Annotated in this window: 24 protein-coding genes; 3 read left to right on the top strand and 21 right to left on the bottom strand. The window is 74.4% G+C overall.

From position 1 onward, the window contains the following. Positions 1-24: 24 nt before the first annotated feature. Genes hisH through ACZ4MO_RS15310 form a run of 4 tightly spaced genes read right to left on the bottom strand, consistent with a single transcriptional unit; the run spans position 25 to position 2,964 of the window. The gene (gene hisH / locus ACZ4MO_RS15325; protein WP_175009525.1) at positions 25-699 is read right to left on the bottom strand and encodes an imidazole glycerol phosphate synthase subunit HisH; all 675 of its coding nucleotides are present in this window, start codon (positions 697-699) and stop codon (positions 25-27) included. Next, a complete protein-coding gene (locus tag ACZ4MO_RS15320; RefSeq protein ID WP_175009526.1) occupies positions 696-1,208 on the bottom strand; it encodes a hypothetical protein in 513 nt (170 codons plus the stop codon). Before ACZ4MO_RS15320 ends, hisH begins: the two co-directional genes overlap by 4 nt. Beyond that, positions 1,205-1,804 (bottom strand): imidazoleglycerol-phosphate dehydratase HisB, encoded by a 600-nt coding sequence (gene hisB / locus ACZ4MO_RS15315; protein ID WP_175009527.1) that lies wholly within the window; start codon positions 1,802-1,804, stop codon positions 1,205-1,207. Before hisB ends, ACZ4MO_RS15320 begins: the two co-directional genes overlap by 4 nt. After that, positions 1,801-2,964, bottom strand: a complete 1,164-nt coding sequence (locus tag ACZ4MO_RS15310) for a histidinol-phosphate transaminase (protein WP_175009528.1) — start codon at positions 2,962-2,964, stop codon at positions 1,801-1,803. Before ACZ4MO_RS15310 ends, hisB begins: the two co-directional genes overlap by 4 nt. 315 nt (positions 2,965-3,279) lie before the next feature. Here ACZ4MO_RS15310 and adhP point away from each other — a divergent pair, with 315 nt between their 5' ends. Beyond that, positions 3,280-4,302, top strand: a complete 1,023-nt coding sequence (gene adhP, locus ACZ4MO_RS15305; RefSeq protein WP_175009632.1) for an alcohol dehydrogenase AdhP — start codon at positions 3,280-3,282, stop codon at positions 4,300-4,302. A gap of 365 nt (positions 4,303-4,667) precedes the next feature. Then, positions 4,668-6,932 (top strand): DEAD/DEAH box helicase, encoded by a 2,265-nt coding sequence (locus tag ACZ4MO_RS15300; protein ID WP_175009633.1) that lies wholly within the window; start codon positions 4,668-4,670, stop codon positions 6,930-6,932. A 27-nt stretch (positions 6,933-6,959) separates the two neighbouring features. On the opposite strand, the gene ACZ4MO_RS15295 is transcribed toward ACZ4MO_RS15300, so the two are convergent. Together ACZ4MO_RS15295 and hisD are read right to left on the bottom strand one after the other, a co-directional pair. Beyond that, the gene (locus tag ACZ4MO_RS15295; RefSeq protein ID WP_175009529.1) at positions 6,960-7,439 is read right to left on the bottom strand and encodes a GNAT family N-acetyltransferase; all 480 of its coding nucleotides are present in this window, start codon (positions 7,437-7,439) and stop codon (positions 6,960-6,962) included. Next, complete coding sequence (hisD, locus tag ACZ4MO_RS15290) at positions 7,436-8,761, bottom strand: histidinol dehydrogenase (RefSeq protein WP_034652906.1); 1,326 nt, start codon at positions 8,759-8,761, stop codon at positions 7,436-7,438. The genes ACZ4MO_RS15295 and hisD overlap by 4 nt, the downstream gene beginning before the upstream one ends. 195 nt (positions 8,762-8,956) lie before the next feature. Here hisD and ACZ4MO_RS15285 point away from each other — a divergent pair, with 195 nt between their 5' ends. After that, positions 8,957-9,193 (top strand): RNA-binding S4 domain-containing protein, encoded by a 237-nt coding sequence (locus tag ACZ4MO_RS15285; protein WP_175009530.1) that lies wholly within the window; start codon positions 8,957-8,959, stop codon positions 9,191-9,193. 27 nt (positions 9,194-9,220) lie between these two features. Here ACZ4MO_RS15285 and ACZ4MO_RS15280 read toward each other — a convergent pair whose 3' ends face one another. The 15 genes from ACZ4MO_RS15280 to ftsW form a co-directional block, all read right to left on the bottom strand. Next, on the bottom strand, positions 9,221-9,625 hold the full coding sequence (locus ACZ4MO_RS15280; RefSeq protein WP_074810060.1) for a pyridoxamine 5'-phosphate oxidase family protein: 405 nt from the start codon (positions 9,623-9,625) through the stop codon (positions 9,221-9,223). A gap of 167 nt (positions 9,626-9,792) precedes the next feature. Next, the gene (gene dnaE, locus ACZ4MO_RS15275) at positions 9,793-13,329 is read right to left on the bottom strand and encodes a DNA polymerase III subunit alpha (RefSeq protein ID WP_021481777.1); all 3,537 of its coding nucleotides are present in this window, start codon (positions 13,327-13,329) and stop codon (positions 9,793-9,795) included. Positions 13,330-13,428: 99 nt separating this feature from the next. Beyond that, complete coding sequence (locus tag ACZ4MO_RS15270; protein WP_255437324.1) at positions 13,429-13,950, bottom strand: GNAT family N-acetyltransferase; 522 nt, start codon at positions 13,948-13,950, stop codon at positions 13,429-13,431. Further along, positions 13,947-14,876, bottom strand: a complete 930-nt coding sequence (locus tag ACZ4MO_RS15265) for an RluA family pseudouridine synthase (protein ID WP_175009531.1) — start codon at positions 14,874-14,876, stop codon at positions 13,947-13,949. The genes ACZ4MO_RS15270 and ACZ4MO_RS15265 overlap by 4 nt, the downstream gene beginning before the upstream one ends. Next, a complete protein-coding gene (locus tag ACZ4MO_RS15260; RefSeq protein WP_175009532.1) occupies positions 14,873-15,553 on the bottom strand; it encodes a signal peptidase II in 681 nt (226 codons plus the stop codon). Before ACZ4MO_RS15260 ends, ACZ4MO_RS15265 begins: the two co-directional genes overlap by 4 nt. A 59-nt stretch (positions 15,554-15,612) precedes the next feature. Beyond that, positions 15,613-16,074: a TraR/DksA family transcriptional regulator gene (locus tag ACZ4MO_RS15255; RefSeq protein ID WP_021482712.1), complete on the bottom strand. Its 462-nt coding sequence runs from the start codon at positions 16,072-16,074 to the stop codon at positions 15,613-15,615. Between the two features lie 137 nt (positions 16,075-16,211). Beyond that, on the bottom strand, positions 16,212-16,886 hold the full coding sequence (locus tag ACZ4MO_RS15250) for a DivIVA domain-containing protein (RefSeq protein ID WP_074810057.1): 675 nt from the start codon (positions 16,884-16,886) through the stop codon (positions 16,212-16,214). 226 nt (positions 16,887-17,112) lie between these two features. Further along, entirely contained in the window at positions 17,113-17,403 is a 291-nt protein-coding gene (locus ACZ4MO_RS15245; protein WP_021482710.1) for a YggT family protein, read from the bottom strand. A 151-nt stretch (positions 17,404-17,554) separates the two neighbouring features. Next, positions 17,555-18,040 (bottom strand): cell division protein SepF, encoded by a 486-nt coding sequence (locus tag ACZ4MO_RS15240; protein WP_034652914.1) that lies wholly within the window; start codon positions 18,038-18,040, stop codon positions 17,555-17,557. A 139-nt stretch (positions 18,041-18,179) separates the two neighbouring features. Then, on the bottom strand, positions 18,180-18,986 hold the full coding sequence (gene pgeF, locus ACZ4MO_RS15235) for a peptidoglycan editing factor PgeF (RefSeq protein ID WP_342779601.1): 807 nt from the start codon (positions 18,984-18,986) through the stop codon (positions 18,180-18,182). 34 nt (positions 18,987-19,020) lie between these two features. After that, positions 19,021-20,358 carry a cell division protein FtsZ gene (gene ftsZ / locus ACZ4MO_RS15230; RefSeq protein WP_175009533.1) on the bottom strand — a complete coding sequence of 446 codons (1,338 nt, stop codon included), beginning with the start codon at positions 20,356-20,358 and terminating at the stop codon, positions 19,021-19,023. A gap of 149 nt (positions 20,359-20,507) precedes the next feature. After that, a complete protein-coding gene (locus tag ACZ4MO_RS15225; RefSeq protein ID WP_499279172.1) occupies positions 20,508-21,554 on the bottom strand; it encodes a cell division protein FtsQ/DivIB in 1,047 nt (348 codons plus the stop codon). After that, positions 21,554-23,032 (bottom strand): UDP-N-acetylmuramate--L-alanine ligase, encoded by a 1,479-nt coding sequence (gene murC / locus ACZ4MO_RS15220; RefSeq protein ID WP_342779602.1) that lies wholly within the window; start codon positions 23,030-23,032, stop codon positions 21,554-21,556. The genes ACZ4MO_RS15225 and murC overlap by 1 nt, the downstream gene beginning before the upstream one ends. After that, positions 23,029-24,177, bottom strand: a complete 1,149-nt coding sequence (gene murG / locus ACZ4MO_RS15215) for an undecaprenyldiphospho-muramoylpentapeptide beta-N-acetylglucosaminyltransferase (protein WP_175009535.1) — start codon at positions 24,175-24,177, stop codon at positions 23,029-23,031. The genes murC and murG overlap by 4 nt, the downstream gene beginning before the upstream one ends. Before the next feature lie 127 nt (positions 24,178-24,304). Further along, a complete protein-coding gene (gene ftsW, locus ACZ4MO_RS15210) occupies positions 24,305-25,651 on the bottom strand; it encodes a putative lipid II flippase FtsW (RefSeq protein WP_175009536.1) in 1,347 nt (448 codons plus the stop codon). Positions 25,652-25,659: the final 8 nt, after the last annotated feature.

Below are 25,659 nucleotides of genomic sequence, written 5' to 3'. Positions count from 1 at the left end.
GGTGTGCCTCGGTGCGCAGACGGTTCAGAGCGAGCGGACCCAGTTCTCGAGCAGGGTCGCGCCGGCGTCGCCCGACTTCTCGGGGTGGAACTGCGTCGCCGACAGCGGGCCGTTCTCGACGGCCGCGACGAAGCGGCCACCGTGCTCGGACCACGTGACGAGCGGTCGGCGGACGGGCGAGTCCGCCGGGAGGTCCTGCCCGGTCGTGAACGACCGTGCGGCGTAGGAGTGCACGAAGTAGAAGCGCTCGTGCTCGACGCCGCGGAACAGCACGCTGCCCTCGGGCACGTCGACCGTGTCCCAGCCCATGTGCGGCACGACGTCGGCATCGAGGCGGTCCACGAGGCCCGCCCACTCCCCGAGCCCGTCGGTGAGCGTCCCGTGCTCGTCGCCCTGCTCGAACATGACCTGCATGCCCACGCAGATGCCGAGGACGGGCCGCCCGCCGGCGAGGCGCCGACCGACGATCTCGTCGCCGCGCACGCCGCGCAGGCCGGTCATGACCGCGGCGAACGCGCCCACGCCCGGGACGACGAGGCCGTCCGCGTCCTGCGCGCGCGCCCGGTCGGCGGTCAGCTCGACGTCCGCGCCGACGCGCTCGAGCGCGCGCACGGCCGAGCGGACGTTGCCGAAGCCGTAGTCGAGCACGACGACGGACGGGCGGCGGGCGGTCGACGGCGTGGCGCCGGGCTCGGTCATGCGCCGTCCTTCCGTGCGCGCCGCGCCGCCGACGTGAGCAGCCGCATCGCCTTCCAGCGGGAGATCGACGAGCTCGCCACGACGCCGTCCTGGTCGGCGAGCGTCGTCGTGCCGGTGATCAGGTCCTCGAGCGACTCGGGCGCACCGCCGAGCACGAGGCCCGGCGCGAGGCGGTCGCCCGGCACGCCGTCCGCCCAGCGCGTCATGGTGAGCTGCTCGCCGCTGCGCTCGACGAGCACGAGCGGCACGCCCTTGACGAGGGTGGTCAGGGCGGCGGCCGCGTGCGCGGGCGCGTCGCCCGCCGGGTCGCGCAGCACCGCCACGGCACCGACGTCGGTCGGGACGACGTCCGCCTCGACCTGCGCGAGCGAGCACGCTGCCGCGAGCGGCTCCGCGCCCGCGATCTGCGTGATGAGCGCCACGAGGTCGGGGACCGCCGAGGCCGTCAGCGACGAGAGGTCATCGGGGATCTCGACGCCGTCCAGCGCGTCGTCGTCGTGCGTGCTCACAGGGCTCCCTTCGTGGACGGGACGCCCTCGACGCGCGGGTCCGGCGCGACGGCGGCGCGCAGCGCCCGGGCGAGCGCCTTGAACTGCGCCTCGACGATGTGGTGCGGGTCGCGGCCCGCGAGGACGCGCACGTGGATGCAGATGCCCGCGTGGTGCGCGATCGACTCGAGCACGTGCCGCGTGAGCGACCCCGTGAAGTGCCCGCCGATGAGGTGGTACTCCTGGCCCTCGGGCTCCCCCGAGTGCACGAGGTACGGGCGCCCGGACACGTCCACGACGGCGAGCGCGAGGGCCTCGTCGAGCGGGACCGTCGCGTCGCCGAAGCGCCCGATGCCCACCTTGTCGCCGAGCGCGACGCGCAGCGCCTCGCCGATCGTGATCGCGACGTCCTCCACCGTGTGGTGCGCGTCGATGTGGGTGTCCCCCGTCGCGACGACCTTGAGGTCGATGAGCGAGTGCTTGCCCAGCGCCGTGAGCATGTGGTCGTAGAACGGGACGGTCGTCGAGATCTCGGTCCGTCCGGACCCGTCGAGGTCGAGCTCGACGAGCACGCTCGACTCGGACGTCGCGCGCTCGATGCGCGCGGTGCGCTTCACAGTCCTGCCACCTCCACGAGGGCCTGTCGGAAGGCCCTCATCTCGTCGCCGGTGCCGATCGACACCCGCAGCCAGCCGTCGGGACCAGTCTCCCGGATGAGCACGCCCCGCTCCAACAACGCCGCCCAGACCGCGTGCCGGTCCGCGAACGTGCCGAACAGGACGAAGTTGGCGTCGGACTCCGCGACCTCGAGCGGACGACCGTCCGGGTGCCGCAGCGAGCGCAGCCACGCGACGGTCTCGTCGCGGCGCTCGCGCAGCGCGGACACCTGCGCGAGCAGCTCGCCCGAGTGCGCGAGGGCCGCGCGCGCGACCGCCTGCGTCACGGCCGACAGGTGGTAGGGCAGGCGCACGACGCGCAGCGCGTCGACGAGCTCGCGCGACGCCGCGAGGTACCCGACGCGGGCGCCCGCGAGCGCGAACGCCTTGGACATCGTGCGCGTCACCGCGAGGTTCGGGTAGCGATCGAGCAGCTCGAGGGCCGACGGCGTCCCCGCCCGTCGGAACTCGCCGTACGCCTCGTCGACGACCACCACGGCGGGTGCGTCGCGCCCGTCGGGGAGCGGGACCCGCACCGCGAGCGCCGCCTCGCACACCGCCTCGACGGTCGCGGCGGGCAGCGCCGTGCCGGTCGGGTTGTTCGGGCTCGCGAGCAGGACGACGGACGGCTGCTCGCGCGCGACGACCTCGCGGGCGTGCTCGGGGTCGAGCGTGAAGTCGTCCGCGCGGCGCCCGACGACCCAGGCCGTGTGGGTGTCGCGCGCGTACTCGGGGTACATCGAGTACGTCGGGGCGAAGGAAACGGCCGTGCGCCTCGGGCCGCCGAACGCCTGCAGCACGTGGAGCATGATCTCGTTCGAGCCGTTCGCGGCCCACAGCCGGTCCGCCTCGAGCGCGACGCCCGCCTCCGTGCCGAGGTACGCGGCGAGGTCGGCGCGCAGGCCGAGGAAGTCGCGGTCGGGGTAGCGGTTCAGCCCGGCGGCGGCGTCGTGCACCGCGCGGGTGATCGTCGCGACGACGGCCTCGCTCGGCGCGTGCGGGTTCTCGTTGACGTTGAGCAGGACCGGGACGTCGAGCTGCGGCGCGCCGTACGGCTCGACGCCGGCGAGCTCGGGGCGCAGCGGGAGCAGGGGTCGTCCCGCGACGGAGGGTGGGGTCACCCCCACAGTCTACGAACCGTCGGCGCACGGCCGCCCGTGACGTCCGGCACGCGGTCACCCGGGACGGTCGACGTGCGGCCGGCCGGGCCGGTCGGCTCGCGGCCAGCCGGGCCGGTCGGCTCGCGGTCGGCCGGGACGGTCGGCCTCGCCGACGAGAGGCGGAGGTCCCGACCTGGACGGACGTCGGTCGCCGGTCCGGCCGTCCGGGGCGCCGGAGCGGCCTCGCGCGCGTAGCGTCGAGAGGGTAGGGAGGACCGTCGGCAGGGTCCTCCTGGCCCCTCTCCCCGAGAAGACGAGGTGATCCCCGTGCCCACCATGCGTGCCGCCGTCGTCCGTTCGTTCACCGACCCGCTGGTCGTCGAGGAGGTCGACGTCCCGTCGCCCGGACCCCACGAGGCCCTGGTCAAGGTCGACTACACCGGCGTGTGCCACACGGACCTGCACGCCGCGCGCGGTGACTGGCCGGTCAAGCCCGCTCCCCCGTTCGTGCCGGGCCACGAGGGCGTCGGCACGGTCGTCGCCGTCGGCGACCAGGTGACGCGCGTACGGGTGGGCGACACGGTCGGCAACGCCTGGCTGTGGAGCGCGTGCGGCGAGTGCGAGTACTGCGAGACGGGCTGGGAGACCCTGTGCCCGCAGCAGAAGAACGGCGGCTACTCGGTCGACGGGTCGTTCGGCCAGTACATGCTCGTCGACTCGCGGTACTGCCCCGTGGTCCCGGACGGGGTCGACCCCTCCGCCGTCGGGCCGATCCTGTGCGCCGGCGTCACCGTCTACAAGGGGCTCAAGGTGACGGACACCCAGCCCGGCGAGTGGGTGCTGGTCTCCGGGATCGGCGGCCTCGGCCACATCGCGGTGCAGTACGCGGTCGCGATGGGCCGCCGCGTCGCCGCGGTCGACGTCGACGACGAGAAGCTCGCGCTCGCGCGCAAGCACGGTGCGGAGGTCACGGTGAACGCGGCGACGTCGCCCGACGCCGCGGCGGAGATCCGGGAGCAGACGGGCGGCGGGGTCCACGGCGCGCTCGTCACCGCCGTCAACGCGCACGCGTTCCCGCAGGCCGTGGGCGCGCTGCGCCGCGGTGGCACGGTCTCGCTCGTCGGTCTCCCGCCGGAGAAGTTCCCGCTCGACATCTTCACGACCGTCCTCTTCGGCCTGACCGTGCGCGGCTCCATCGTGGGGACGCGCAAGGACATGGCGGAGGCGCTCGACTTCTTCGCGCGCGGGAAGATCAGTCCGACGTACACGGTGCGTCCGCTCGACGACGTCAACGCGATCTTCGCCGAGATGGAGGAGGGTCGGATCGACGGGCGCGTGGTCATGGACATGCGCTCCTGACCCGCCCGCCCCACGACCCACGGCTACGGCCCGCGTCCCGCCCCCGGGCTGCGGGCCGCGGCCTGTGCACGACGCCCCGAGGGTCGGCGGGTGCGCCTACGATCGTGCGGGTGAGCCCCACCGACCCGTACGCCGACCTCCCCTTCGACCCGGCCGACGAGCCGCCGCTCGACGAGCCCGCCGACCCGTCCGGCGACCCGTGGGCGGGGGCGGGGGCGCAGGCAGCGGGGACCGCGGCTCCCGCCGCGGGCCCGGCCGGCGTCGAGGTCCCGGGCACGGACGCCGGGGGCGGCGCCCCCGCGCCTGACCCCGCGCCCGTTCCGGCGGCCGACGGCGGCGAGGCCGCCAAGCGGGCCAAGCTCGCCATGCTGCGCGGCCTCCTGGACGGGCAGTCGCTGCGCGAGGACGCCGAGACCGCGCTGCGCGCCCTCGTGGGGCGCGACGACGCGGCGCTGCGCGAGGACCAGTGGCGCGCGATCGAGGCCCTCGTGGCGTTCCGCCGCCGCGCGCTCGTCGTGCAGCGCACCGGGTGGGGAAAGTCCGCGGTGTACTTCGTCGCGACCCGGCTGCTGCGCGACCGCGGCGCCGGCCCGACGGTGATCGTGTCCCCCCTCCTCGCGCTCATGCGCGACCAGATCTCGGCGGCGGCCCGGGCCGGGATCAAGGCGGTGACGATCAACTCGGCCAACGTCACCGAGTGGGACGACGTCCACCGCGCGATCGCGGACGGCGAGGTCGACGTCCTCCTGTGCTCGCCGGAGCGGCTCAACAACCCCGGCTTCCGCGACGAGGTCCTCCCCCGGCTCGCGGCCGACGCGGGCCTCGTCGTCATCGACGAGGCGCACTGCATCTCGGACTGGGGCCACGACTTCCGTCCGGACTACCGGCGCATCCGCACCCTCCTCGCCGACCTGCCGCCCGGCATCCCGGTGCTCGCGACGACCGCGACGGCGAACGAGCGCGTGACCGCCGACGTCGCGGAACAGCTCGGCGTGACGGCGGCGCACGCCGCGGGCGGGGCCGTCGGCGACGCCGCGGGCGCGGCAGCCCACGAGGACGTCCTGGTCCTGCGCGGCGGCCTGGACCGCGAGTCGCTGCACCTCGCCGTCCTGCGCCTGCCCGACCAGCCGACGCGCGTCGCGTGGCTCGTCGAGGCGCTGCAGGACGTCGACGGCTCGGGGATCGTGTACTGCCTCACCGTCTCCGCCGCCGAGCAGGTCGCGAGCCAGCTCCGCGCCGCCGGTCTGGCGGTCGCGTCGTACACGGGCCAGACGGACCCCGCCGAGCGCGAGCGGCTCGAGGAGGACCTCAAGGAGAACCGCGTCAAGGCGCTCGTCGCGACGTCCGCGCTCGGGATGGGCTTCGACAAGCCGGACCTGGCGTTCGTCGTCCACCTCGGGGCGCCGAGCTCGCCCATCGCGTACTACCAGCAGGTCGGGCGCGCGGGCCGTGGCGTGGACTCGGCCGTCGTGGTGCTGCTGCCGGGCGAGGAGGACCGTCGCATCTGGGAGTGGTTCGCGTCCACCGCGTTCCCGCCGCAGGACCAGGTGCGCGCGACCCTCGACGCCCTCGGTGCGGGCGGCACGCAGTCCGTCGCGCAGCTCGAGACGCAGGTCGACCTCAAGCGGTCGCGCCTCGAGGGCATGCTCAAGGTGCTCGACGTCGACGGCGCGGTCCGGCGGGTCAAGGGCGGCTGGGAGGCCACGGGCGAGCCCTGGACGTACGACGCGGAGCGCTACGAGCGCGTCGACGCCACGCGTTCGGCCGAGCAGCAGGCGATGCTCGACTACGAGGCCACCGACGGGTGCCGCATGGCGTTCCTGCGGGCCGCGCTCGACGACCCGGAGCTCGACGACGGCTGGCGGTGCGGCCGCTGCGACACGTGCGGCGGTGTGACGCTGCCCGCGCTCCCCGACGCGGAGGCCGTCGCCGCCGCGCGCGCCGACATGGACCGCCCGGGCGTCGAGGTCGTGGCGCGTCGGCAGTGGCCGAGCGGCATGGACCGCCTGGGGCTCGACCTGCGCGGGCGCCTCGGCTCGGACGAGCTCGCGGAGACCGGGCGCGCGGTCGCGCGTCTCGACGGTCTCGGTTGGTCCGCGCCGCTGCGCGAGCTGTTCGCAGCCACGACGCCCGACGGCGACACGCCCGTCGCGCTCCGGCGCGCCGCCGCGCGCGTCCTCGACGACTGGGCGGAGCTCTACGAGTCCGCCCCGCAGCCGGACGGGGAGACCGGCGCCGACGACGCGCCCGGCAGCGGGGGTCCCGCCGAGCGGCCGCTCCTCGTGGACGGCGTCGTCGCGGTCCGCTCCGCGACACGACCGCGGCTGACCTTCCACCTGGCGAACGGGCTCGCGAGCTACCTCGGCAAGCCCCTCATCGGCGCGGTCGGGCCGGTGCCGGGCCGCGAGGAGCCGGGCCGGCACGACGTGAACTCCGCGACGCGCCTCGCGGGCGTCGCGGGCCGTCTCCAGCTCGAGCTGTCGGACGCCGCGCGCGCGGGTCTCGCCGGTCGCCGCGTGCTGCTCGTCGACGACTACACCGAGTCGGGCTGGACTCTCACGGTCGCGGCGCGCCTGCTGCGCCGCGCCGGGGCGGCGGCGGTGCACCCGTTCGTGCTCGGGGTGCGCTGACGCGGTCCCGTCCCGGGACCGGGCGCGTCACCAGCGCAGGCGCAGCTCGGTGTACGTCGTGTCCACGAAGCCGAGCGAGCGGTAGAGGGGCTCTCCCTCCGGCGTCGCGTGCAGGGACACGGAGTCCGCGCCCGCCGCGCGGGCCCAGTCGAGGGCCGCTGCGACGCACGTACGCCCGTACCCGCGGCCGCGGTCGGCCGGGTGCGTGCAGACGTTCGACAGGTGCGCCGTCGTGCCGCGCGGGTTGCGGGCCGACGGCGCGGACCGGTGCAGCTCGACGAGCGCGCACGCCGCGAGGCGCCCCGGTGCGTCGACGACGAACGCGACGACGTCCGACGTCGCGAGACCCGCGGCGAACCACTCGCGGGCCCGCGCCTGCCACGTCGGGTCCCCCGCGCCGGGCTCGCCCATCGCGCGCATGAGGTGCACCCGCAACGACACCAGGTCGGCGGCGTCGCGCGGGACCGCACGCCGCACCCGCACGACGCCGTCCTGCGCGGCGGTCACAGGAACCGCGCCCGCACCGCCTCGCCGTGCGCCGGGAGGTCCTCGTCGTTCGCCACCGCGACGATCCGGTCCGCGAGGTCCTCGAGCGCGTCGCGGTCGTACTCGACCACCTGGACGGCCTTGACGTAGCTGTGCACGCCGAGCCCGCTGGAGAAGTGCGCGCAGCCGCCCGTCGGCAGGACGTGGTTCGACCCGGCCATGTAGTCCCCGAGCGAGACCGGCGACCAGGGACCGACGAAGATCGCCCCCGCGCTCGTGACGCGCTCCGCGAGCTCGGCCGCGCCCGCAGCCTGGATCTCCAGGTGCTCCGCGCCGTAGGCGTCCACCACCTGCAGCCCGTGCTCGAGGTCGTCGACGAGCACGATCGCTGACTGGGGGCCTGCGAGCGACTGAGCGACCCGCTGCGCGTGCTTGGTCGCGGTCACGAGGTCCGCGAGCCGCGCCTCCACCGCGGCGGCGAGCTCGACCGACGGGGTGACGAGCACCGCGGCGGCCAGCGGGTCGTGCTCCGCCTGGCTGATGAGGTCGGCCGCGACGTGGCCCGGGTCCGCCGAGGCGTCGGCGAGGACCGCGATCTCGGTGGGGCCCGCCTCGGCGTCGATGCCGACGACGCCCCGCACGAGGCGCTTCGCCGCCGCGACGAAGACGTTGCCGGGGCCCGTCACCACGTCGACCGGCTCGCACAGCACGTCGCCGTCCTGCGGCTCGCTGCCGGCCGCGCCGTACGCGAACATCGCCACCGCCTGCGCCCCGCCCACGGCGTAGACCTCGTCGACGCCGAGCAGCGCGCACGCCGCGAGGATCGTCGGGTGCGGCAGGCCGCCGCTGTCCCGCTGGGGCGGCGACGCGACAGCGAGGCTCGGCACGCCCGCCTCCTGCGCCGCGACGACGTTCATCACGACGGACGACGGGTAGACGGCGAGCCCGCCGGGCGCGTAGAGCCCGACGCGACGCACGGGCACCCACCGCTGGCGGACCTGGGCACCCGGCGCGACCTGGACCGTGAAGTCCTGCGGTCGCTGCGCCGCGTGCACGAGCCGGACCCGGCGGATCGACTCCTCGAGCCCTGCCCGGACCTGCGGGTCGAGCGCCGCGAGCGCCGCGGCGATCTCGTCGGCCGGGACCCGCAGGTGCTCCGGCCGCACGCCGTCGAAGCGCTCGGCGTACTCGCGCAGGGCCTCGGCCCCGCGCGTCCGCACCGCCTCGAGGATCGGCGCGACCCGATGCGCCGCGTCCTCGACGCCGACCTCTGCGCGCGGCAGGGCCTCGGCGAGCTCGCGTGCGGACAGGGAACGCCCTCGGAGATCGATGCGGGAGATCATGCGACGAGTCTAGGAGTTCCGGGGGCTCCGCGACGAGCGCGTTCCGCCCTGCGGTCCTCTCGCCGGCGTGCCTGCGCGTCGCGACCCGCGCGCCCGGCCGTCCCGCCGGTGCCGTCCCGCCGAGCCCCGGCCCGCCGAGCCTCGGGTCGTCGGGGCCGTGTCGTCGCAGCGCTCACCGCCGGGGAGAATGGCGTCATGAACCCCTCCGACGACGCCCGCCCGGTCGAGATCTCCGACGACGTCATCCGCCTCGGGCAGTTCCTCAAGCTCGCCGGGCTCGCCGAGTCCGGCGCGGAGGCGCGCGAGCTCGTCACCGAGGGCGAGGTCCGCGTGAACGGCGAGGTGGACACGCGCCGGGGACGCCAGCTGCACCGGGGCGACGTCGTCACGGTGGACCGGCCGCAGGGCGGGGAGAGCGCGACCGTCGCCTGAGCGGCCGGTACGGCCCGCCCGAGCAGGTCAGGCCATGTAGGTCGAGGCCATCACCTTGTCCGGCGTGAGGCGCAGCACCACGCGCTCCGGCTTGGGCGTCAGCGGGCGGTAGCGGCGCGCGTAGCGCGCGACGGCGTCCGCCACCTCGTCCGCGTCCTCGACGACCTCGATGGTGCCCTCGAGCGTGAGCCACCGCCCGCCGTCGACCTGGCACACCGCGGCGCGCGGGTGCGCGCCGTCCGGGCCGGTCCGGCGGGCGTTGCGCGCCTTCACCGAGCCACGGTTCGTCGTGATCCGCACGACGCCCGCGTCCGGGTCCCAGGTGAACGCCACCGGGACGACGTGCGGGCTCCCGTCCTCGCGCAGGGTCGTGAGCGTGGCCAGGTGCCGCTCGGTGACGAAGACGCGCTGCTCGGGGTTGAGTCGGATCACGCTCGCGAGTCTAGGCGTGGCCGCGCGGCGTCGGCCGGAGCCGACCCGTGCCGGTCGTCACACGGTGCCGGGGGCCGTGCCGCCTGGGCACGGCACGGGCTGTTGCCGGGACGCGCCGTCCCCGTGCGGCACCGCGCGCGGGGCCGGAGACCGACGACGGCACCCTGTCAGAGCAGGCAGGACGGCCCGAGCAGCGCCTTGAGGTCGCCGAACAGCGCCGGCGACTTCTCGACCCGCAGACCGTCGCCCGCGCGCACGACCGTCGTCTTGCCGGGCTCGAGGACCTGGACGTGCACCTCGGCCGAGCCGGGGTGCGTCGCGAGGACCTCGCGCAGGCGCAGGATGATGGGCTCGACGCAGCGCGTGTGCGAGACCTTGACCGCGAGCGGCGACTCCGCGCCCACGGTGATGTCCGGGAGGGAGACCTCCATCGCCTGGAGCTGCATGGTGTCGTCACGGCGCCGCACGCGCCCGCGCAGGACCACGACCTGGTCCTCGGCGAGGACGGTCGAGTAGGCGAGGTACGTCTCGCCGAAGAACATCACCTCGACGGCGCCCTCGAGGTCCTCGATCGTCACGGCGGCCCACGGGTTGCCGTTCTTGCTCATCTTGCGCTGCAGCGACGTCACGAGGCCGGCGATCGTCACGGTGGAGCCGTCGGGCCGGCCCTCGTCGGCGAGCAGGTTGGCGATCCCGGTGTCCGCCGCGCGTGTCAGCACGTGCTCGAGACCGGACAGCGGGTGGTCGGAGACGTACAGGCCGAGCATCTCGCGCTCGAACGCGAGGCGCTGCTTCTTGTCCCAGTCCGGGAGGTCGGGCACGTCGACGGAGAACGACATGCCGTCCTCGGCGTCGGCGCCGCCGAAGTCGGCGAAGAGGTCGAACTGGCCCTCCGCCTCCTTGCGCTTGACGCTGATCACCGAGTCGACGGCCTGCTCGTGCACGACGAGCAGGGCTCGCCGCGCGTGCCCGAGCGAGTCGAACGCGCCCGCCTTGATGAGCGACTCGATGGTGCGCTTGTTGCAGACGACGGCCGGCACCTTGTCGAGGAAGTCGGTGAACGACGTGAACGCACCCTTCTCCTCGCGCGTGCGGATGATCGCGTCGACGACGTTCGCGCCGACGTTGCGCACGCCCGTGAGGCCGAACCGGATGTCGCCGCCCACCGCGGTGAACTTCGCCGCCGAGTCGTTCACGTCCGGCGGGAGCACGGTGATGTGCATGCGCCGGCACTCGTTGAGGTAGAGGGCCAGCTTGTCCTTGTCGTCGCGCACGCTCTGCAGGAGCGCCGCCATGTACTCCGTCGGGTAGTTCGCCTTGAGGAACGCCGTCCAGTACGCCACGAGGCCGTACCCCGCGGAGTGCGCCTTGTTGAAGGCGTAGCCCGCGAAGGGGACCAGCGTGTCCCAGACCGCCTGGATCGCGGCGTCGGAGTACCCGCGCTCCCGGCAGCCCGCCTGGAACGGCACGAACTCCTTGTCGAGGATCTCCTTCTTCTTCTTGCCCATCGCACGCCGCAGCAGGTCGGCCTGCCCGAGCGAGTACCCGGCGAGGATCTGCGCTGCCCTCTGGACCTGCTCCTGGTAGACGATGAGGCCGTAGGTCTCGTCCAGGATCTCCGCGAGCGGCTGCTCGAGCTCCGGGTGGATGGGCTCGATCTTCTGCAGGCCGTTCTTGCGCAGCGCGTAGTTCGTGTGCGAGTTCATGCCCATCGGGCCCGGGCGGTACAGCGCGATGACGGCCGAGAGGTCGTCGAACTTGTCCGGCTTCATCTGGCGCAGGAGCGCGCGCATGGGGCCGCCGTCGAGCTGGAAGACGCCGAGCGTGTCGCCGCGCGCGAGCAGCTCGTACGACGCCTTGTCGTCGAGCGTGAGCGACTCGATCTCGATCGGCTCCTTGCCGTTCATCTCGATGTTCTCGAGCGCGTCGTCGAGGATCGTGAGGTTGCGCAGCCCGAGGAAGTCCATCTTGATGAGGCCGAGGCCCTCGGACGTCGGGTAGTCGAACTGCGTGATGACCGCGCCGTCCTGAGGACGACGCATGATCGGGATGATGTCGATGAGCGGGTCGCTCGACATGATGACGCCCGCCGCGTGCACGCCCCACTGCCGCTTCAGGCCCTCGATGCCGCGCGCGAGCTCGACGACGCGCTGAGCCTCCGGGTCGGTGTCGTGGAGCTGGCGGAACTCCGCGGCCTCGGAGTACCGCTCGTGCTTCGGGTCGAAGATGCCCGACAGGGGGATGTCCTTGCCCATGACGGCCGGCGGCATCGCCTTGGTGAGCTTCTCCCCCATCGCGAACGGGAAGCCGAGGAGCCGTGCCGAGTCCTTGAGGGCCTGCTTGGCCTTGATCGTCCCGTAGGTGACGATCTGGGCGACGCGGTCGTCGCCGTACTTCTCGGTGACGTACCGGATGACCTCCCCGCGCCGGCGCTCGTCGAAGTCGACGTCGACGTCGGGCATGGAGACGCGCTCGGGGTTGAGGAACCGCTCGAAGATCAGCCCGTGCTCCAGCGGGTCGAGCTCGGTGATGCCCATGAGGTACGACGCCATCGAGCCTGCGGCCGACCCACGGCCGGGGCCGACGCGGATGCCCTGGTCCTTGGCCCAGTTGATGAAGTCGGCGACCACGAGGAAGTACCCCGGGAAGCCCATCTGGATGATGACCTCGGTCTCGTACTGCGCCTGCTTGCGCGCCGCGTCCGGGATGCCGTTCGGGTAGCGGCGGTGCAGCCCGCGCTCGACCTCCTTGACGAACCAGCTCGTCTCGTCCTCGCCCTCGGGGACGGGGAACCGCGGCATGTAGTTCGCCTTCGTGTTGAACGACACCTCGCACTGCTCGGCGATGAGCAGCGTGTTGTCGCACGCCTCGGGGAGCTCCGCGAACACCCGGCGCATCTCGGCCGCCGACTTCACGTAGTAGCCGGTGCCGTCGAACTTGAACCGGTCCGGGTCGTCGAGCGTCGACCCGGAGTTGATCGCGAGCAGCGCCTCCTGGCTGGACGCGTCCTCCTCGCGCACGTAGTGGAGGTCGTTCGTCGCGACGAGCCGCGCGCCGATGGTCTCCGCGAGGCGGAGCAGGTCCTTCGTGACCCGGGTCTCGATGTCGATCCCGTGGTCCATCAGCTCGACGAAGAAGTTCTCGCGGCCGAAGATGTCCTGGAGCTCGCCCGCCGTCCGCACGGCCTCGTCCCACTGGCCGAGGCGCAGGCGCGTCTGGATCTCGCCCGACGGGCACCCGCTCGTCGCGACGAGGCCCTTCCCGTAGCGCTGGAGCAGGTCGCGGTCCATGCGCGGCCACTTGCCCATCTGGCCCTCGAGCGACGCCAGCGACGACGCCCGGAACAGGTTGTGCAGACCCTCGTTGTCCTTCGCGAGCAGCGTCATGTGCGTGTACGCACCGCGCGCCGAGACGTCGTCGGACTCCTGCCCCTGCTGCCCGAACCGCACGCGGGTCTGGTCGAACCGGCTCGTGCCCGGCGTGACGTACGCCTCGACGCCGATGATCGGCTTGATGCCCTTCGCCTGCGCCCGCGACCAGAACTCGAACGCCCCGAACACGTAGCCGTGGTCCGTCGTCGCGATGGCCTTCTGCCCCAGGCGCTCGACCTCGTCGAACAGGTCCCCGATCCGGGCCGCGCCGTCCAGCATCGAGTACTCGGTGTGGACGTGGAGGTGGACGAAGTCCTCAGTCGCGGTGGGCATGCACCGATCTTAGGCGTGCCCCACCCACACCCCGACGAGGTCGCGGCGGGTCGTGCGGCACGTCACGCGGACGGCCCGTGCCGCACGACGGACGACGCGTCAGACGTCGGCCGTGAGGGTCTTCGCGGCGTCGCGGTGGTCGATGCCCGCGTCGAGGTAGACGGGCCCGGACACGGCGTAGCCGAGCCGCTCGTAGAAGCCGATCGCCTGGACCTGGGCGGAGAGGAGCACGCGCACGGTGCGGCGTCCGTCCGGTCCGGGGACCGCGTGCTCGGCGAGCGCGACCTCCTCCAGCGCGCGCATCACCGCGGCGCCCGCGCCGGTGCCGCGTGCGACCGCGGCGACCGCGACCCGGCCGACGTGCACCTCGCCCGGGTGCCCGGGGTCCGTGAGGAGCCGGCCCGTCCCGACGACCTCCCCGTCCCGCTCGGGGTCCCGGACGAGCACGTGCGTGGTCGTCTCCGCGGCGTCCAGGTCGTCGATCTCCTCCTCGACCGGGACGCCCTGCTCGTCGACGAACACCGCGAGCCGCAGCGCGTGCGCGGCAGCCAGCCCGGCGTCGTCGACCACGCGCTCCACGGCGAGCCGGGCGTCGCCCGGCCCCGGGGCGGCGACGGTCACGCGTACGCCCCGCGCAGCACCTCGAGCGCGTGCGCGAGGTCGTCCGGGTACTCGCTCGTCAGCTCGAGCCACTGCCCGGTCGTGGGGTGCTCGAACCCGAGGCGCATGGCGTGCAGCCACTGGCGCGTCAGGGAGACGCGCGAGGCCAGCACCGGGTCGGCACCGTACGTGAGGTCGCCGACGCACGGGTGCCGCAGCGCGGAGAAGTGCACGCGGATCTGGTGCGTGCGGCCCGTCTCGAGGTGCACCTCGACGAGGGACGCGGCGGGCAGCATCTCGAGGACCTCGTAGTGCGTGACCGACGGCTTGCCCTCCGCCGTGACGGCGAACTTCCAGTCCGCGCTCGGGTGCCGCCCGATCGGCGCGTCGATCGTCCCGGTGGTCGGCTCGGGGTGGCCCTGGACGAGCGCGTGGTACACCTTCTCGACCGTGCGCTCCTTGAAGGCGCGCTTGAGCGCGGTGTACGCGACCTCGCTCTTCGCGACGACCATGAGCCCCGACGTCCCGGCGTCGAGGCGGTGCACGATGCCCTGGCGCTCCGCGGCACCCGACGTCGAGATCCGGTACCCCGCGGCCGCGAGGGCGCCGACGACGGTCGGGCCGGTCCAGCCCGGCGACGGGTGAGCGGCGACCCCGACCGGCTTGTCGACGACCACCAGGTCGTCGTCGTCGTGCACGATGCCCATGCCCGGCACGGGCTCCGCGACGACCTCGACCGCGGGCGCGGCGTCGGGCACGTCGACCTCGAGCCACCCGCCCGGGACGAGCCGGTCGGACTTGCCGACCTCGCGTCCGTCGAGGCGGACCGCGCCGCTCGCGGCGAGCTCCGCCGCCCGGGTCCGCGAGAGGCCGAGGAGTCGGGACAGCCCCGCGTCGACCCGCTCGCCCGCGAGGCCGTCGGGCACCGGGAGCGACCGGAGGCTCACCGCGCCCCCTCGTCGTCGGTCCGCGAGACGGTCGGCTCGGGCACGGGCGTCGGCTCGTCGGCGTCGGCCGCGCTCGTCTCGCCGTCCTGGTCGTCACCGCCATGACGCGTCCCGTCCAGACCGATCCCGAGCACCGACAGGACGGCGATCATCACGGCCGCGGCCACGATCGCGATGTCCGCGACGTTGCCCACGAACCAGTTCGCGTAGGCGATGAAGTCGACGACGTGCCCGCGCGCGAAGCCGGGCTCCCGGAAGAAGCGGTCGACGAGGTTGCCGAGCGCACCACCCAGCAGGAGACCCAGCGCGACCGCCCACGCGCGCGAGCCGATGCGGCGCACCATGCGCACGATCACGACGACGACCGCGACCACGACGATGGTCAGGAGCCACGTCATGCCGGTCGCGATGGAGAGCGCCGCACCGGGGTTGTAGATGAGCCGCAGCCCGAGCAGCGACCCCACGAGCGGGATCGTGTCGTCGCCGAGCGTCAGGCTCGACTCCGCCCACCACTTGGTGAGCTGGTCGAGCACGAGGACGAGGACGGCGAGGACGACGGTCCACACGACCAGGACGCGGCGCGGACCGCGCCGGACGGCTCCTGCGGCGGGGTCGGCGGGCGTCTGCGGGGAGGTGTCGACGGGGTCGGTGGGCTCGGGGTGCGCGGAGGTGGACATCGGCGGCAAGTCTGCCACGTCGTCGCCCCGGGCGACGCGGCCCCCCGGCGCCCCGGCGCTCAGCGCCGCTCGGCGCGCTGCTTGGCCTCGACGGAGAGGTTCGCGCGCGGGAACGCCTGCAGGCGCGCCTTGCCGATCGGCAGCCCCGTCTCCTCGCACGTCGCGTACGTGCCGGCCGCGATGCGGTCGAGCGCGTGCGACGTCTGCGCGAGGAGGTCGCGCACGTTGTTGACGAGCGTCAGCTCCTGCTCGCGCTCGAGGGCGCTGGACCCGGAGTCGGCCTGGTCGTCCCCGGCGCCGTCACCGGAGTGGCGCAGGAGGTTCGACAGCTCCTCGTCGGCGACGGCGAGCTCCCCCTCCAGCCGTTCCTTCTCGGCGAGCAGCTCCGCGGCGAGCTCCTCGGCCTCACGCAGGGTCCAGGGCTCCTCCCCGTCGCGCACGGGGAAGGACTTGACGTCCTTCGCGAGGTTCGGGAAACGGTCGCGCACGGCCGAACGGGCCGCGGTGGTGAGCTTGGTCATGTCGCCCCTCCAAGTTCGAGTCACGCGAGAGTAGACGCAGCGGCCGGCACGCACAACACACCACGCCGGTCCGCCGAGGCGGGAGAGAGGCGCAGGTGCGAGGCGTACCGGCCGCTGCCGGACTGTCGACGCAGGTGCTAGATGCCGGGAGCGAGGTCGCTCGTGCGGCTCGCCCCGCCGACGTTGCTGCGCGGCGGGAGGGCGCTGCCCCGGTTGTCCAGGTCACCCAGCAGGTTCTGCAGGTAGCTCTTGAGACGCGTGCGGTAGTCGCGCTCGAAGATCCGCAGCTCGTCGATCTTGCGCTCGAGGAGCGAACGCTCCTGCTCGAGCTGCGAGAGCGTGCGGTGCGAGGTCTCCTCGGCCTCGCGCACGATGCGCGAGCCCTCCTCCTTGGCCTCCGCGATGAGGCGGTCGCCCTCCTCCTGGCCGGAGCGCACGTAGTCGTCGTGCAGCTTCTGGGCCAGCTGGAGCATGCCGGTCGCCGACTCGGGCTCCGCCGCGTTCTTCGTGACGACGGCCTGCGAGATCGGGGCCGCGCGCACGGGCTCCGGCTCGGGCTCGGGCGCCTTCGGCGTCTCGACGACGGGGGGCTGCACCGCAGCGCTGGACGCGTCGGCCCGGCTGAGCTCGGCGAGACGACGCTCCGCCGCAGCGAGCTTCGACTTGAGGTCCTCGTTCTCCTCCTGCACGGAGTTGAGGGTCCTCACCACCTCGTCCAAGAAGTCGTCGACCTCTTCGACGTCGTAGCCCTCGCGGAACTTCGTCGCCGAGAACTTCTTGTTCAGGATGTCCTCTGCAGTGAGCAGTGCCATCGGTTCACCTCATAGCGTTTGCGTGTCGGTCCGGGCGACCTCGCGATCACCAGACTCCAAAGTAGCGGACATTGCCCTCAGGGGCGGGGGCAGCCGCGCCGTCGCGCGCCGTCGGAACCGTGCCGACGACGTGCAGCGTGCGCGGGCGTGCGGTGGGGGTCGGGGCGAACCGGACGTAGCGGCCCGGTCCGGGCCGTCCAGACACCCCGATCGGGTGACGTGCGTCTCAGAGCGAGGACACGATCTGCGCCGCGATCGTCACCGCGAAGAACAGGATGATGAACGCGAGGTCGAGGCGCACCTGCCCCAGGGAGAGCGGCGGGATGAGCCGGCGCAGGGCGCGCAGGGGCGGGTCCGTCGCCGAGTAGATCACCTCGGCGAGCACCAGCAGGACCCCCCGGGGCCTCCAGTCGCGCGCGAAGAACTGCACCCAGTCGAACACGAGCCGACCGATGAGCAGCAGCAGGTAGAGCCAGAGCAGGAATCCGACGATGCCTGTGATGAGGTCCCAGATCACGGGTCAACTGTGCCAGACGCACCGCACCCGGCCCCGCCGGGGACACGCGCTACGCCCAGGGCGGACGCGCAGGAGGGACGGGCGCGTCACCGCGTCCGTCCCTCCGTGCGTGCGGCGCGTGCTCGGCGGGTGCACCGCGCCGCGCGCACGCTCAGCTCTGGTTGTAGAAGCCCGCGCGACCGGGGGCCGGCGCGGCGGCCTGCTCCTCGCCGGTGATCTCGACGTGCTCGGGCGAGAGCAGGAACACCTTGTTGGTGACGCGCTCGATGGCCCCGTGCAGCCCGAAGATGAGGCCTGCGGAGAAGTCGACGAGGCGCTTCGCGTCCGCGTCGTCCATGTCCGAGAGGTTCATGATCACCGGGGTGCCGCCGCGGAACGCCTCGCCGATCACGCGCGCGTCGTTGTACGACCGCGGGTGCACCGTCGTGATCCGCCGCAGCTCGGCCGCCGACATGCTCGTCTGCGGCACCTCGCGCGGCCCGAGCGCGCGGTGCAGCGGCGTCACCGGTGCCTGGTAGTCGTGCGCCACGTCCGCCCCCGTCTCGTCGAGCTCGTCGACGTACTCGTCCTGCTCGTCCTCGCCGCGATCATCAGCGAGGCCCAGATACAGCATGGTCTTGCGCAGCGCTCCCGCCATGGGCCTTGCTCCGTCCTCGATCGATCCTCGGTCCACCGGCCGTCGGACCGGTGCGTTCACGCTAACCGAGGGTGCGCGGCGAGCCCCGGACGACACGCCCGGCGTGCGCAACCTCGTGCGGAGGTCGGACCGAGCCCGCTCAGGTACCGGTGAGCGCCACGAGACCGGCGAACCGGCCGGTCGTCGTCCCGTGGCGCGTGGCGCGACGGTGCGAGAAGAACCGCTCGTCCTCGATCGTGCACGCCGGGACGCGGACGACGTCCGCCACGCCCGCGGCGACCAGGTCGGCGACCACCCCGGCCGGCAGGTCCAGCGCGGGCGTCCCCCAGGACGTCGTCGACCACGTGGCCGGACGCGCGAGCGCGACGTCGTCCCGCATCGTCGCGGGGACCTCGTAGCAGCGCCCGCACGCGCTCGGCCCGACGGCGGCCCGCACCCGGTCGATCCGCGCGCCGGCGGCGACCAGGGCGTCCAGTGCCGCCGCGACCACCCCGTGCGCGAGCCCGCGGCGTCCCGCGTGCGCGACGCCGACCACGCCGGCCTCGGCGTCCGCGAGGAGGACGGGCACGCAGTCGGCCACGAGGACGCCCAGGCCTGCGCCGCGGGACGCGGCGACGAGGGCGTCCGCCTCCCCCACCGTGTCGGCCGGGTCCGCACCGCGCGGCGCAGGCTCCACCGTCGCGACGCGGGTGCCGTGCACCTGCGTCGCGAAGGACGCCGGGACGCCGAGCCACGCGGCCGCGCACACACGGTTCGCGCGCACCCGGTCGGCGTCGTCGGTCACGTTCAGCCCGAGGTTGAGCGTGTCCCACGGCGCCGGCGAGACGCCGCCGGCGCGGGTCGTGAAGCCGGCGCGCACGCCCGGCCCGAGGTCCACCTCGAGCACGACGGGAGGGGCGGCGCCGTCGGCGCCGCCCCTCCCGTCCTGCACGGGCACGGCGCTCACGGCGTCCCGCGCCGCGTCGCGCGGCCGCGCCGCGTCACTTGAGGAAGTCGGGCACGTCGAGCTCCTCGACCTTGCGGCGCGGAGGCTCCTCGTCGAAGATCCGCGGCGGCACGTCGACGCCCTCGTTCTGCCCGCCCGGGACGGCCTCCGCGTTGTGGTTCCCGGCGTCGCCGGAACCGACCACCGTGAAGGGCGCGGGCGCCACGGGCTGCACCGGCACCGGGCCGTGCCCGCCGTCGAGCGTGACGGGGACGTCGTCGGCCTCCGGCTGGATCGGGACGACCGGGCGCGGCAGCGTGTGCGCGCCCGTCGTCGGTGCCGGCGGCACGGCGCGCGCGGCGGGCACGACCGGGATCGCGCTCGTCGCGGGACGCTGGGCACCGGCCACCTGGCCGAGCGCGCGCGCGTCGCCCCGCGCCTGCGGGGCACCGCCGTCGAAGCCGGCCGCGATGACGGTGACGCGGACCTCGTCGCCCAGCGCGTCGTCGATCACGGCACCGAAGATGATGTTCGCCTCGGTGTGCGCGGCCTCGTGGACGAGGCGGGCGGCCTCGTTGATCTCGAACAGGCCGAGGTCGGAGCCACCCTGGATGGAGAGCAGCACGCCGTGGGCGCCGTCGATGCTCGCCTCGAGGAGCGGCGACGAGATCGCCATCTCGGCCGCCTGCACCGCGCGGTCGTCGCCCCGCGCGTTGCCGATGCCCATGAGTGCGCTGCCCGCGCCCTGCATGACGGACTTGACGTCCGCGAAGTCGAGGTTGATCAGACCGGGGGTGGTGATGAGGTCGGTGATGCCCTGGACACCGGACAGCAGCACCTGGTCGGCCTGGTGGAAAGCCTGGAGCGCGCTGACGTTGCGGTCCGACATCGACAGGAGGCGGTCGTTCGGGATGACGATGAGGGTGTCGACCTCGTTGCGGAGGTTCTCGATGCCCTGGTCCGCCTGGACCGAGCGACGGCGACCCTCGAACGTGAAGGGCCGGGTCACGACGCCCACGGTCAGCGCGCCGAGCGAGCGTGCGATGCGCGCCACGACCGGGGCACCGCCCGTGCCGGTGCCGCCACCCTCGCCCGCCGTGACGAAGACCATGTCCGCGCCGCGCAGCACGTCCTCGATCTCCTCGGCGTGGTCCTCGGCCGCCTTCTTGCCGACCTCCGGGTCGGCCCCGGCGCCGAGGCCGCGCGTGAGCTCACGACCGACGTCGAGCTTGACGTCCGCGTCGGACATGAGGAGCGCCTGCGCGTCCGTGTTGATGGCGATGAACTCGACACCCTTGAGGCCGACCTCGATCATCCGGTTGACGGCGTTCACGCCCCCACCGCCGATGCCGACCACCTTGATCACTGCTAGGTAGTTCTGCGGAGTTGCCACGTCAATGCCTCTCGATCGGTCAGCCCTGAACCTTCACCCTCAAGTAGAGGGTTATAGTTATGTCAGGTCGTTCATGGGTCGACCGTAGGTGTCGACGTGCCCATCATCAACGACCGTCTCGCGCGTGTCGGAGATCGCCACGCGCCCTTTCATCGCGTCACCGGGAGCCGCGGGGCCGAGACGTCGTACACGGTGACCCCCGCGTTCTCCGGGACGGCCCGGAGCGTCTGCAGGACGCGCACCTTCAGGGCCGCCTCCTCGGAGCTCCCCCACTCGACGACGACCCCGTCCCGCAGCGTCATGCTGACCGCGTCGCGCGTGGGCGCCGAGACCTCCGCGACCTGCGCGTGGAGGTCTGCCGGGAGCGCGTTGAGCAGCACGAGCGCGGCGTCGAGCGCGCGCGCCCCCTGGTCGTCGAGCGGCGCGTCGATCTCCGGCAGCCCCTCGGGCACCGCCGGGTCGGTGCGCACGTGGACGCCGTCCGCGTCCAGCAGCGCGAAGCCGTCGTCCACGGGCACCGCCACGACGGGCTCGCGCGACTCGAGGAGCACGGCCAGCCCCGTAGGCCACGCACGCCGGATCTCGACGTCGCGCACGCCGTTGAGGTCGAGCACCTGCTCGCGCAGCGCGACCGTGTCGAGCCGCGGCAGCGGCACGCCGTCCGCCGCGGCGACCACGTCGCGGACCTGCTGCGGGTCGATCACGGTGCCCTCGCCGGAGACGGTGACCCTGTCGAGGTCGAGGCCGAGCACGGGCGAGAAGAACGCGACCCAGGCCAGGCCGGCCACGACGAGGAGCCCCGCGACCCAGCCGAGGATGCGCGTGCGCACGCGGTGGCGGCGCATCGCGTCGCGCTCGGCGAGCCGCTCGGCCATGCCGTGCGAGACGACCCCGATCGGGGCGGCCGAAGCGCCGCGCGGGACCGACGTCGTCGTGCCCGCGCCGCGGCCCCCGCTGCGCGCAGCAGGAGGACGCCCGGCGGCGGGGCGGCCGCCCGACGAGCGCACGAGGTCGGAGCCCGGCGCCGCGACGCGGCGCACCGGCCGCGTCGGCGTGTCCTCGACCGGCGCGCGGCGCGCGCTCGCGGACGGGGCCGGCTTCGCGGGGCCCGGGTCCGCGGGCCGTCCGGCCCGCTCGCCCGCGCCCGACCGGCCCGACCGCGGCGCGGCGGGACGAGGCTTGGGCGGCGGACGCATCAGGCCTCGCCCCCTCCGGGCGCCGGGGCGCCGTCGCGACGCGCGCGGATGCGCTCGAGGACGACGGTGCCCAGCTCCGTGACGTCCCCCGCCCCGACGGTGAGCACGAGGTCTCCCGGGCGGGCGGCGTCCGCGACGCGGTGCGCGGCCTCGACGCGGTCCTCGACCGCCGCGACGACCACGCCGGGGGCGTCGACCAGGTCGGTGATCGTGCGCGCGCTCACCGCCGGGTCCGGCTCCTCGCGCGCCGCGTAGACGCCCGTGACCACGACCTCGTCCGCACCGGCGAGCGCCTGCGCGAACTCGCGGGCGAACGTCGCGGTGCGCGAGAACAGGTGCGGCTGGAACAGCACGAGCACCCGGCCGCCGGCCGCGACGGGTCGGGCGGCGGCGAGCAGCGCGGCCACCTCGGTCGGGTGGTGCGCGTAGTCGTCGACGACGCGTACGCCGCCCGCCTCGCCGCGGGCCTCGAAGCGCCGGCCGGTGCCGAGGAAGCCGTGCGCGGCGGCGACCGCCGCCGCCGGGTCGACGCCGAGCACGACCGCCGTCACGACGGCCGCGGTCGCGTTGAGCGCGTTGTGGTGGCCCGGCACGCGCAGCCGCAGCTCGAGCTCGTCGACGCGCGCCGCACCGACCGTGCCCGTGAGCGACGCCCGCACCCCGGGTCGGCCCGCGTCCTCGGTGGGCGCCACGCCCGCGACACGCACGTCCGCGTCCGCGGACGTGCCGTACGTGACCACCGCTCCCCCGTCGCGCGCGTGCGCCACGGCGAGCGCACGCGCCCCCGCGTCGTCGGCGCACGCGACGAGCGTCCCGCCCGGGACGATCCGCGCGGCGAAGTCGACGAACGCCTGCTCGAACGCGGCCCGCGACCCGTAGTGGTCGAGGTGGTCGGGCTCGACGTTGGTGACGACGGCGACGTCCGGGGCGTAGTTGAGGAACGACCCGTCCGACTCGTCGGCCTCGGCGACCAGGACGTCCGACCCGAGATGGCCGCCCGCGACGGGGCCGTCCTCGGTGAGCACCGTGCCGCCGATCGCGAACGACGGGTCGAGGCCCGCACCGCGCAGGACGGTCGCGATCATCGCGGACGTGGTCGTCTTGCCGTGCGCGCCCGCCACCGCGACGGACCGGCCGCGCGCCATGAGCGCGGCCAGCGCCTGCGAGCGGTGCAGCACGCGCAGCCCGGCCGCCCGCGCCGCGGCGAGCTCGGGGTTCGTCTCGCGCACCGCGCTCGACACGACGACGGTGTCCGCGCCGGCGACGTGCGCGGCGTCGTGCCCCACCCACACCCGGACGCCGTCGGCGCGCAGGGCGGCGAGCGCGTCGCCGTCGCGCGCGTCGGAACCCTGGACCGGGACGCCGTGCGCGGCGAGGAGGCGGGCTACGACGGACATCCCCGCGCCGCCGACGCCGACGAGGTGGACCGTGCCGAGGGCCTCGAGCACGAACGGGATCCCGCCCGACGGCGCGGTCACGGTCGCGCCCCCGGAGCACCGGCGACCGCCTCGGCGACGAGGTCCGCGACGCGCGCGGCGCCGTCGCGCACACCCGCCCCCGCGGCGGCCGCGGCCATCGCGTCGAGCCGGCCCGTGTCGCCGAGCAGCGCCGGGACCTCGCGCGCGACCCACGCCGCGTCGAGCTGCGCGTCGTCGACGAGCAGGCCACCGCCCGCGGCGACGACGGGACCGGCGTTGAGCCGCTGCTCCCCGTTGCCGATGGGCAGCGGCACGTAGACGGCCGGGATGCCCAGCGCGGCGAGCTCGCCCACCGTGCCCGCGCCCGCGCGGCACACGACGAGGTCCGCGACCGCGAGCGCGAGCTGCATCTCGGCGAGGTACTCGCGCACGTCGTAGCGCGCCCCAGGACGGGCCGCGACGGCCGCGTGCGCGGCCTCGCGCACCGCGCCGTCCTTGCCCTTGCCGGTCAGGTGGAGGATCTGCGTGCCCGTCCCGAGGAGCGCGCCGGCGGCCCCCGAGACCGCCTCGTTGAGGCTCTGCGCCCCGAGCGAGCCGCCGGTGACGACGAGCGTGCGCGCGCGGGGGTCGAGGCCGAGGCGCGCCGCGGCGTCCGCGCGCACCGCCGCGGCGTCCGCCGTCCGCGCGGCCACGAGGTCCTGGATCTCGCGGCGCAGCGGCAGCCCGGTGACGACGCCGCCCTTGAGCGGCGTGCCCTCGAACGTCACGCCGACGCGCGCGGCCCAGCGGGCGCCGAGGCGGTTCGCCAGGCCGGGGCGCGCGTTCTGCTCGTGGATCACGACGGGGACGTCGCGACGGCGCGCGGCGAGGTACGCGGGCGTCGAGACGTAGCCCCCGAAGCCGACGACGACGCGCGCGCCGGTCTCGTCGATGACGGCGCCCGCCGCGTCCACGGCGGACTTGAGGCGTCCCGGGAGGTTGACCCACTCCGCGCTCGGACGGCGCGGGAGCGGGACGCGCGGCACGTGCCGCAAGGGGTATCCCCGGGCGGGGACGAGGTCGTCCTCCAGACCGCCCGCGACCCCGAGCGCGGTCACCACCACTCCGGGCTCACGCGCCCGCAGCTCGTCCGCCACCGCGAGGAGCGGGTTCACGTGCCCCGCCGTCCCGCCGCCTGCGAGCACCACCGAACCGATCGTCGTCACGTACCTCGTCGTCCTTCCCTGCGGCGGGTGCCGCGTCCTGTCCGTCGTGCGGAGGTCTGTCGTGCGGAGCGCGGGGCGCCCCACGGGTCCGGGGTCACGGCCCGAGCGGCCACGACCTCCGGGGAGGTCATCGCGCGGCCCGACGCCCCGGGCGAGCGGCCCGGCCGACGACGGCGAGCGAGCGCCGCACGACGCTCCCCCGCGCGGCGAGCGCCTCGGCAGCGCCCGGTTCCGAGCGCGCGAACGAGATGAGCACGCCGAGCGCCGCCATCGTCATGATGAGCGCGGAGCCGCCCGCGGAGACGAGCGGCAGCGGGACGCCGATCACGGGCAGGAGCCCGATGACGACGCCGATGTTGATGAAGGCCTGGCCGACGATCCAGCACGCGATCCCGGCCGTCGTGATCTTCACGAAGGGGTCGGGGTGACGGCGCACGATCCGGCTCGTGGCGACGCCGACGATGACGAACAGCCCCAGCACCAGGAGCGTGCCGAGCAGCCCGAGCTCTTCGCCGATCACGGCGAAGATGAAGTCGTTGTGCGCCTCCGGCAGGTACGACCACTTCTCGCGGCTCGCCCCGAGGCCGACGCCCGTGAGCCCGCCCGTGCCGAGCGCGTAGAGGCCGTGCATCGACTGGTAGCACTCGCCGAGGGTGTCGGTGCACTCGCGGTACGTCGCCATGATGCGCGAGAGCCGGTCGCCGCCCGACTGGTTGAGGATGAAGACGTACCCGACGACGAACGCGGCGCCGCCCGCCCCGAGCGCGAGCAGGCGCCCGTCGGCGCCCGAGACGAAGAACGCCCCGGCGATGATCGCCATGACGACGAGCGCCGTGCCGAGGTCGTGCCCCGCGAGGACGAGCCCGACGACCGCGACCGCGACCGGCACGGCAGGGATCAGGACGTGGCGCCACTGCCCGAGCATCCGCTGCTTGCGCCCCAGGACGACGCCGAGCCACAGCGCGAGCGCGAGCTTCGCGACCTCGGCCGGCTGGAACGTGAAGAGCCCCAGGTCGATCCAGCCGGTGTTGCCGTTGACGTTCTTCGCGAGCGGCGTGAACACGAGCATCTGCAGCCCGAGCGCCACGAAGAGCGCGGGCCACGCGAGCCGCTTGTACCACTCGACCGGCACGCGCGTGGCGACGAGCAGGACGGGCAGGCCCATGAGGGCGAACTTCGCCTGCTCGAAGAACGCCCCGAACGGCGACTGGCCCGCGGCGATCTGCGTGACCGCCGAGCTGGAGAACACCATGACCAGACCGATGATCGCGAGCAGCGCCGTCGCACCGACGAGGAGGTAGTAGCTCGTCACCGTGCTGTTCCACTGGCCGAGCCACGGCCGCTCGGCGGGCGCGGGCCGCGGGCGTCGCGGCTCGCGCGTCGTCGTGCGGCCCCGCGGCACCGTCCGGCTCGTGCCGGCGCGGGGGACGGTGCGCGTCGAGGGCGCGCCTCGTCCGTTCGCGGTCTGGGTCATGGGCGGCC

Source organism: Sphaerisporangium cinnabarinum (assembly GCF_055567015.1).
The sequence above is the reverse complement of the archived record's forward strand: the minus strand, read 5'-3'. Positions and strand labels throughout refer to the sequence as shown.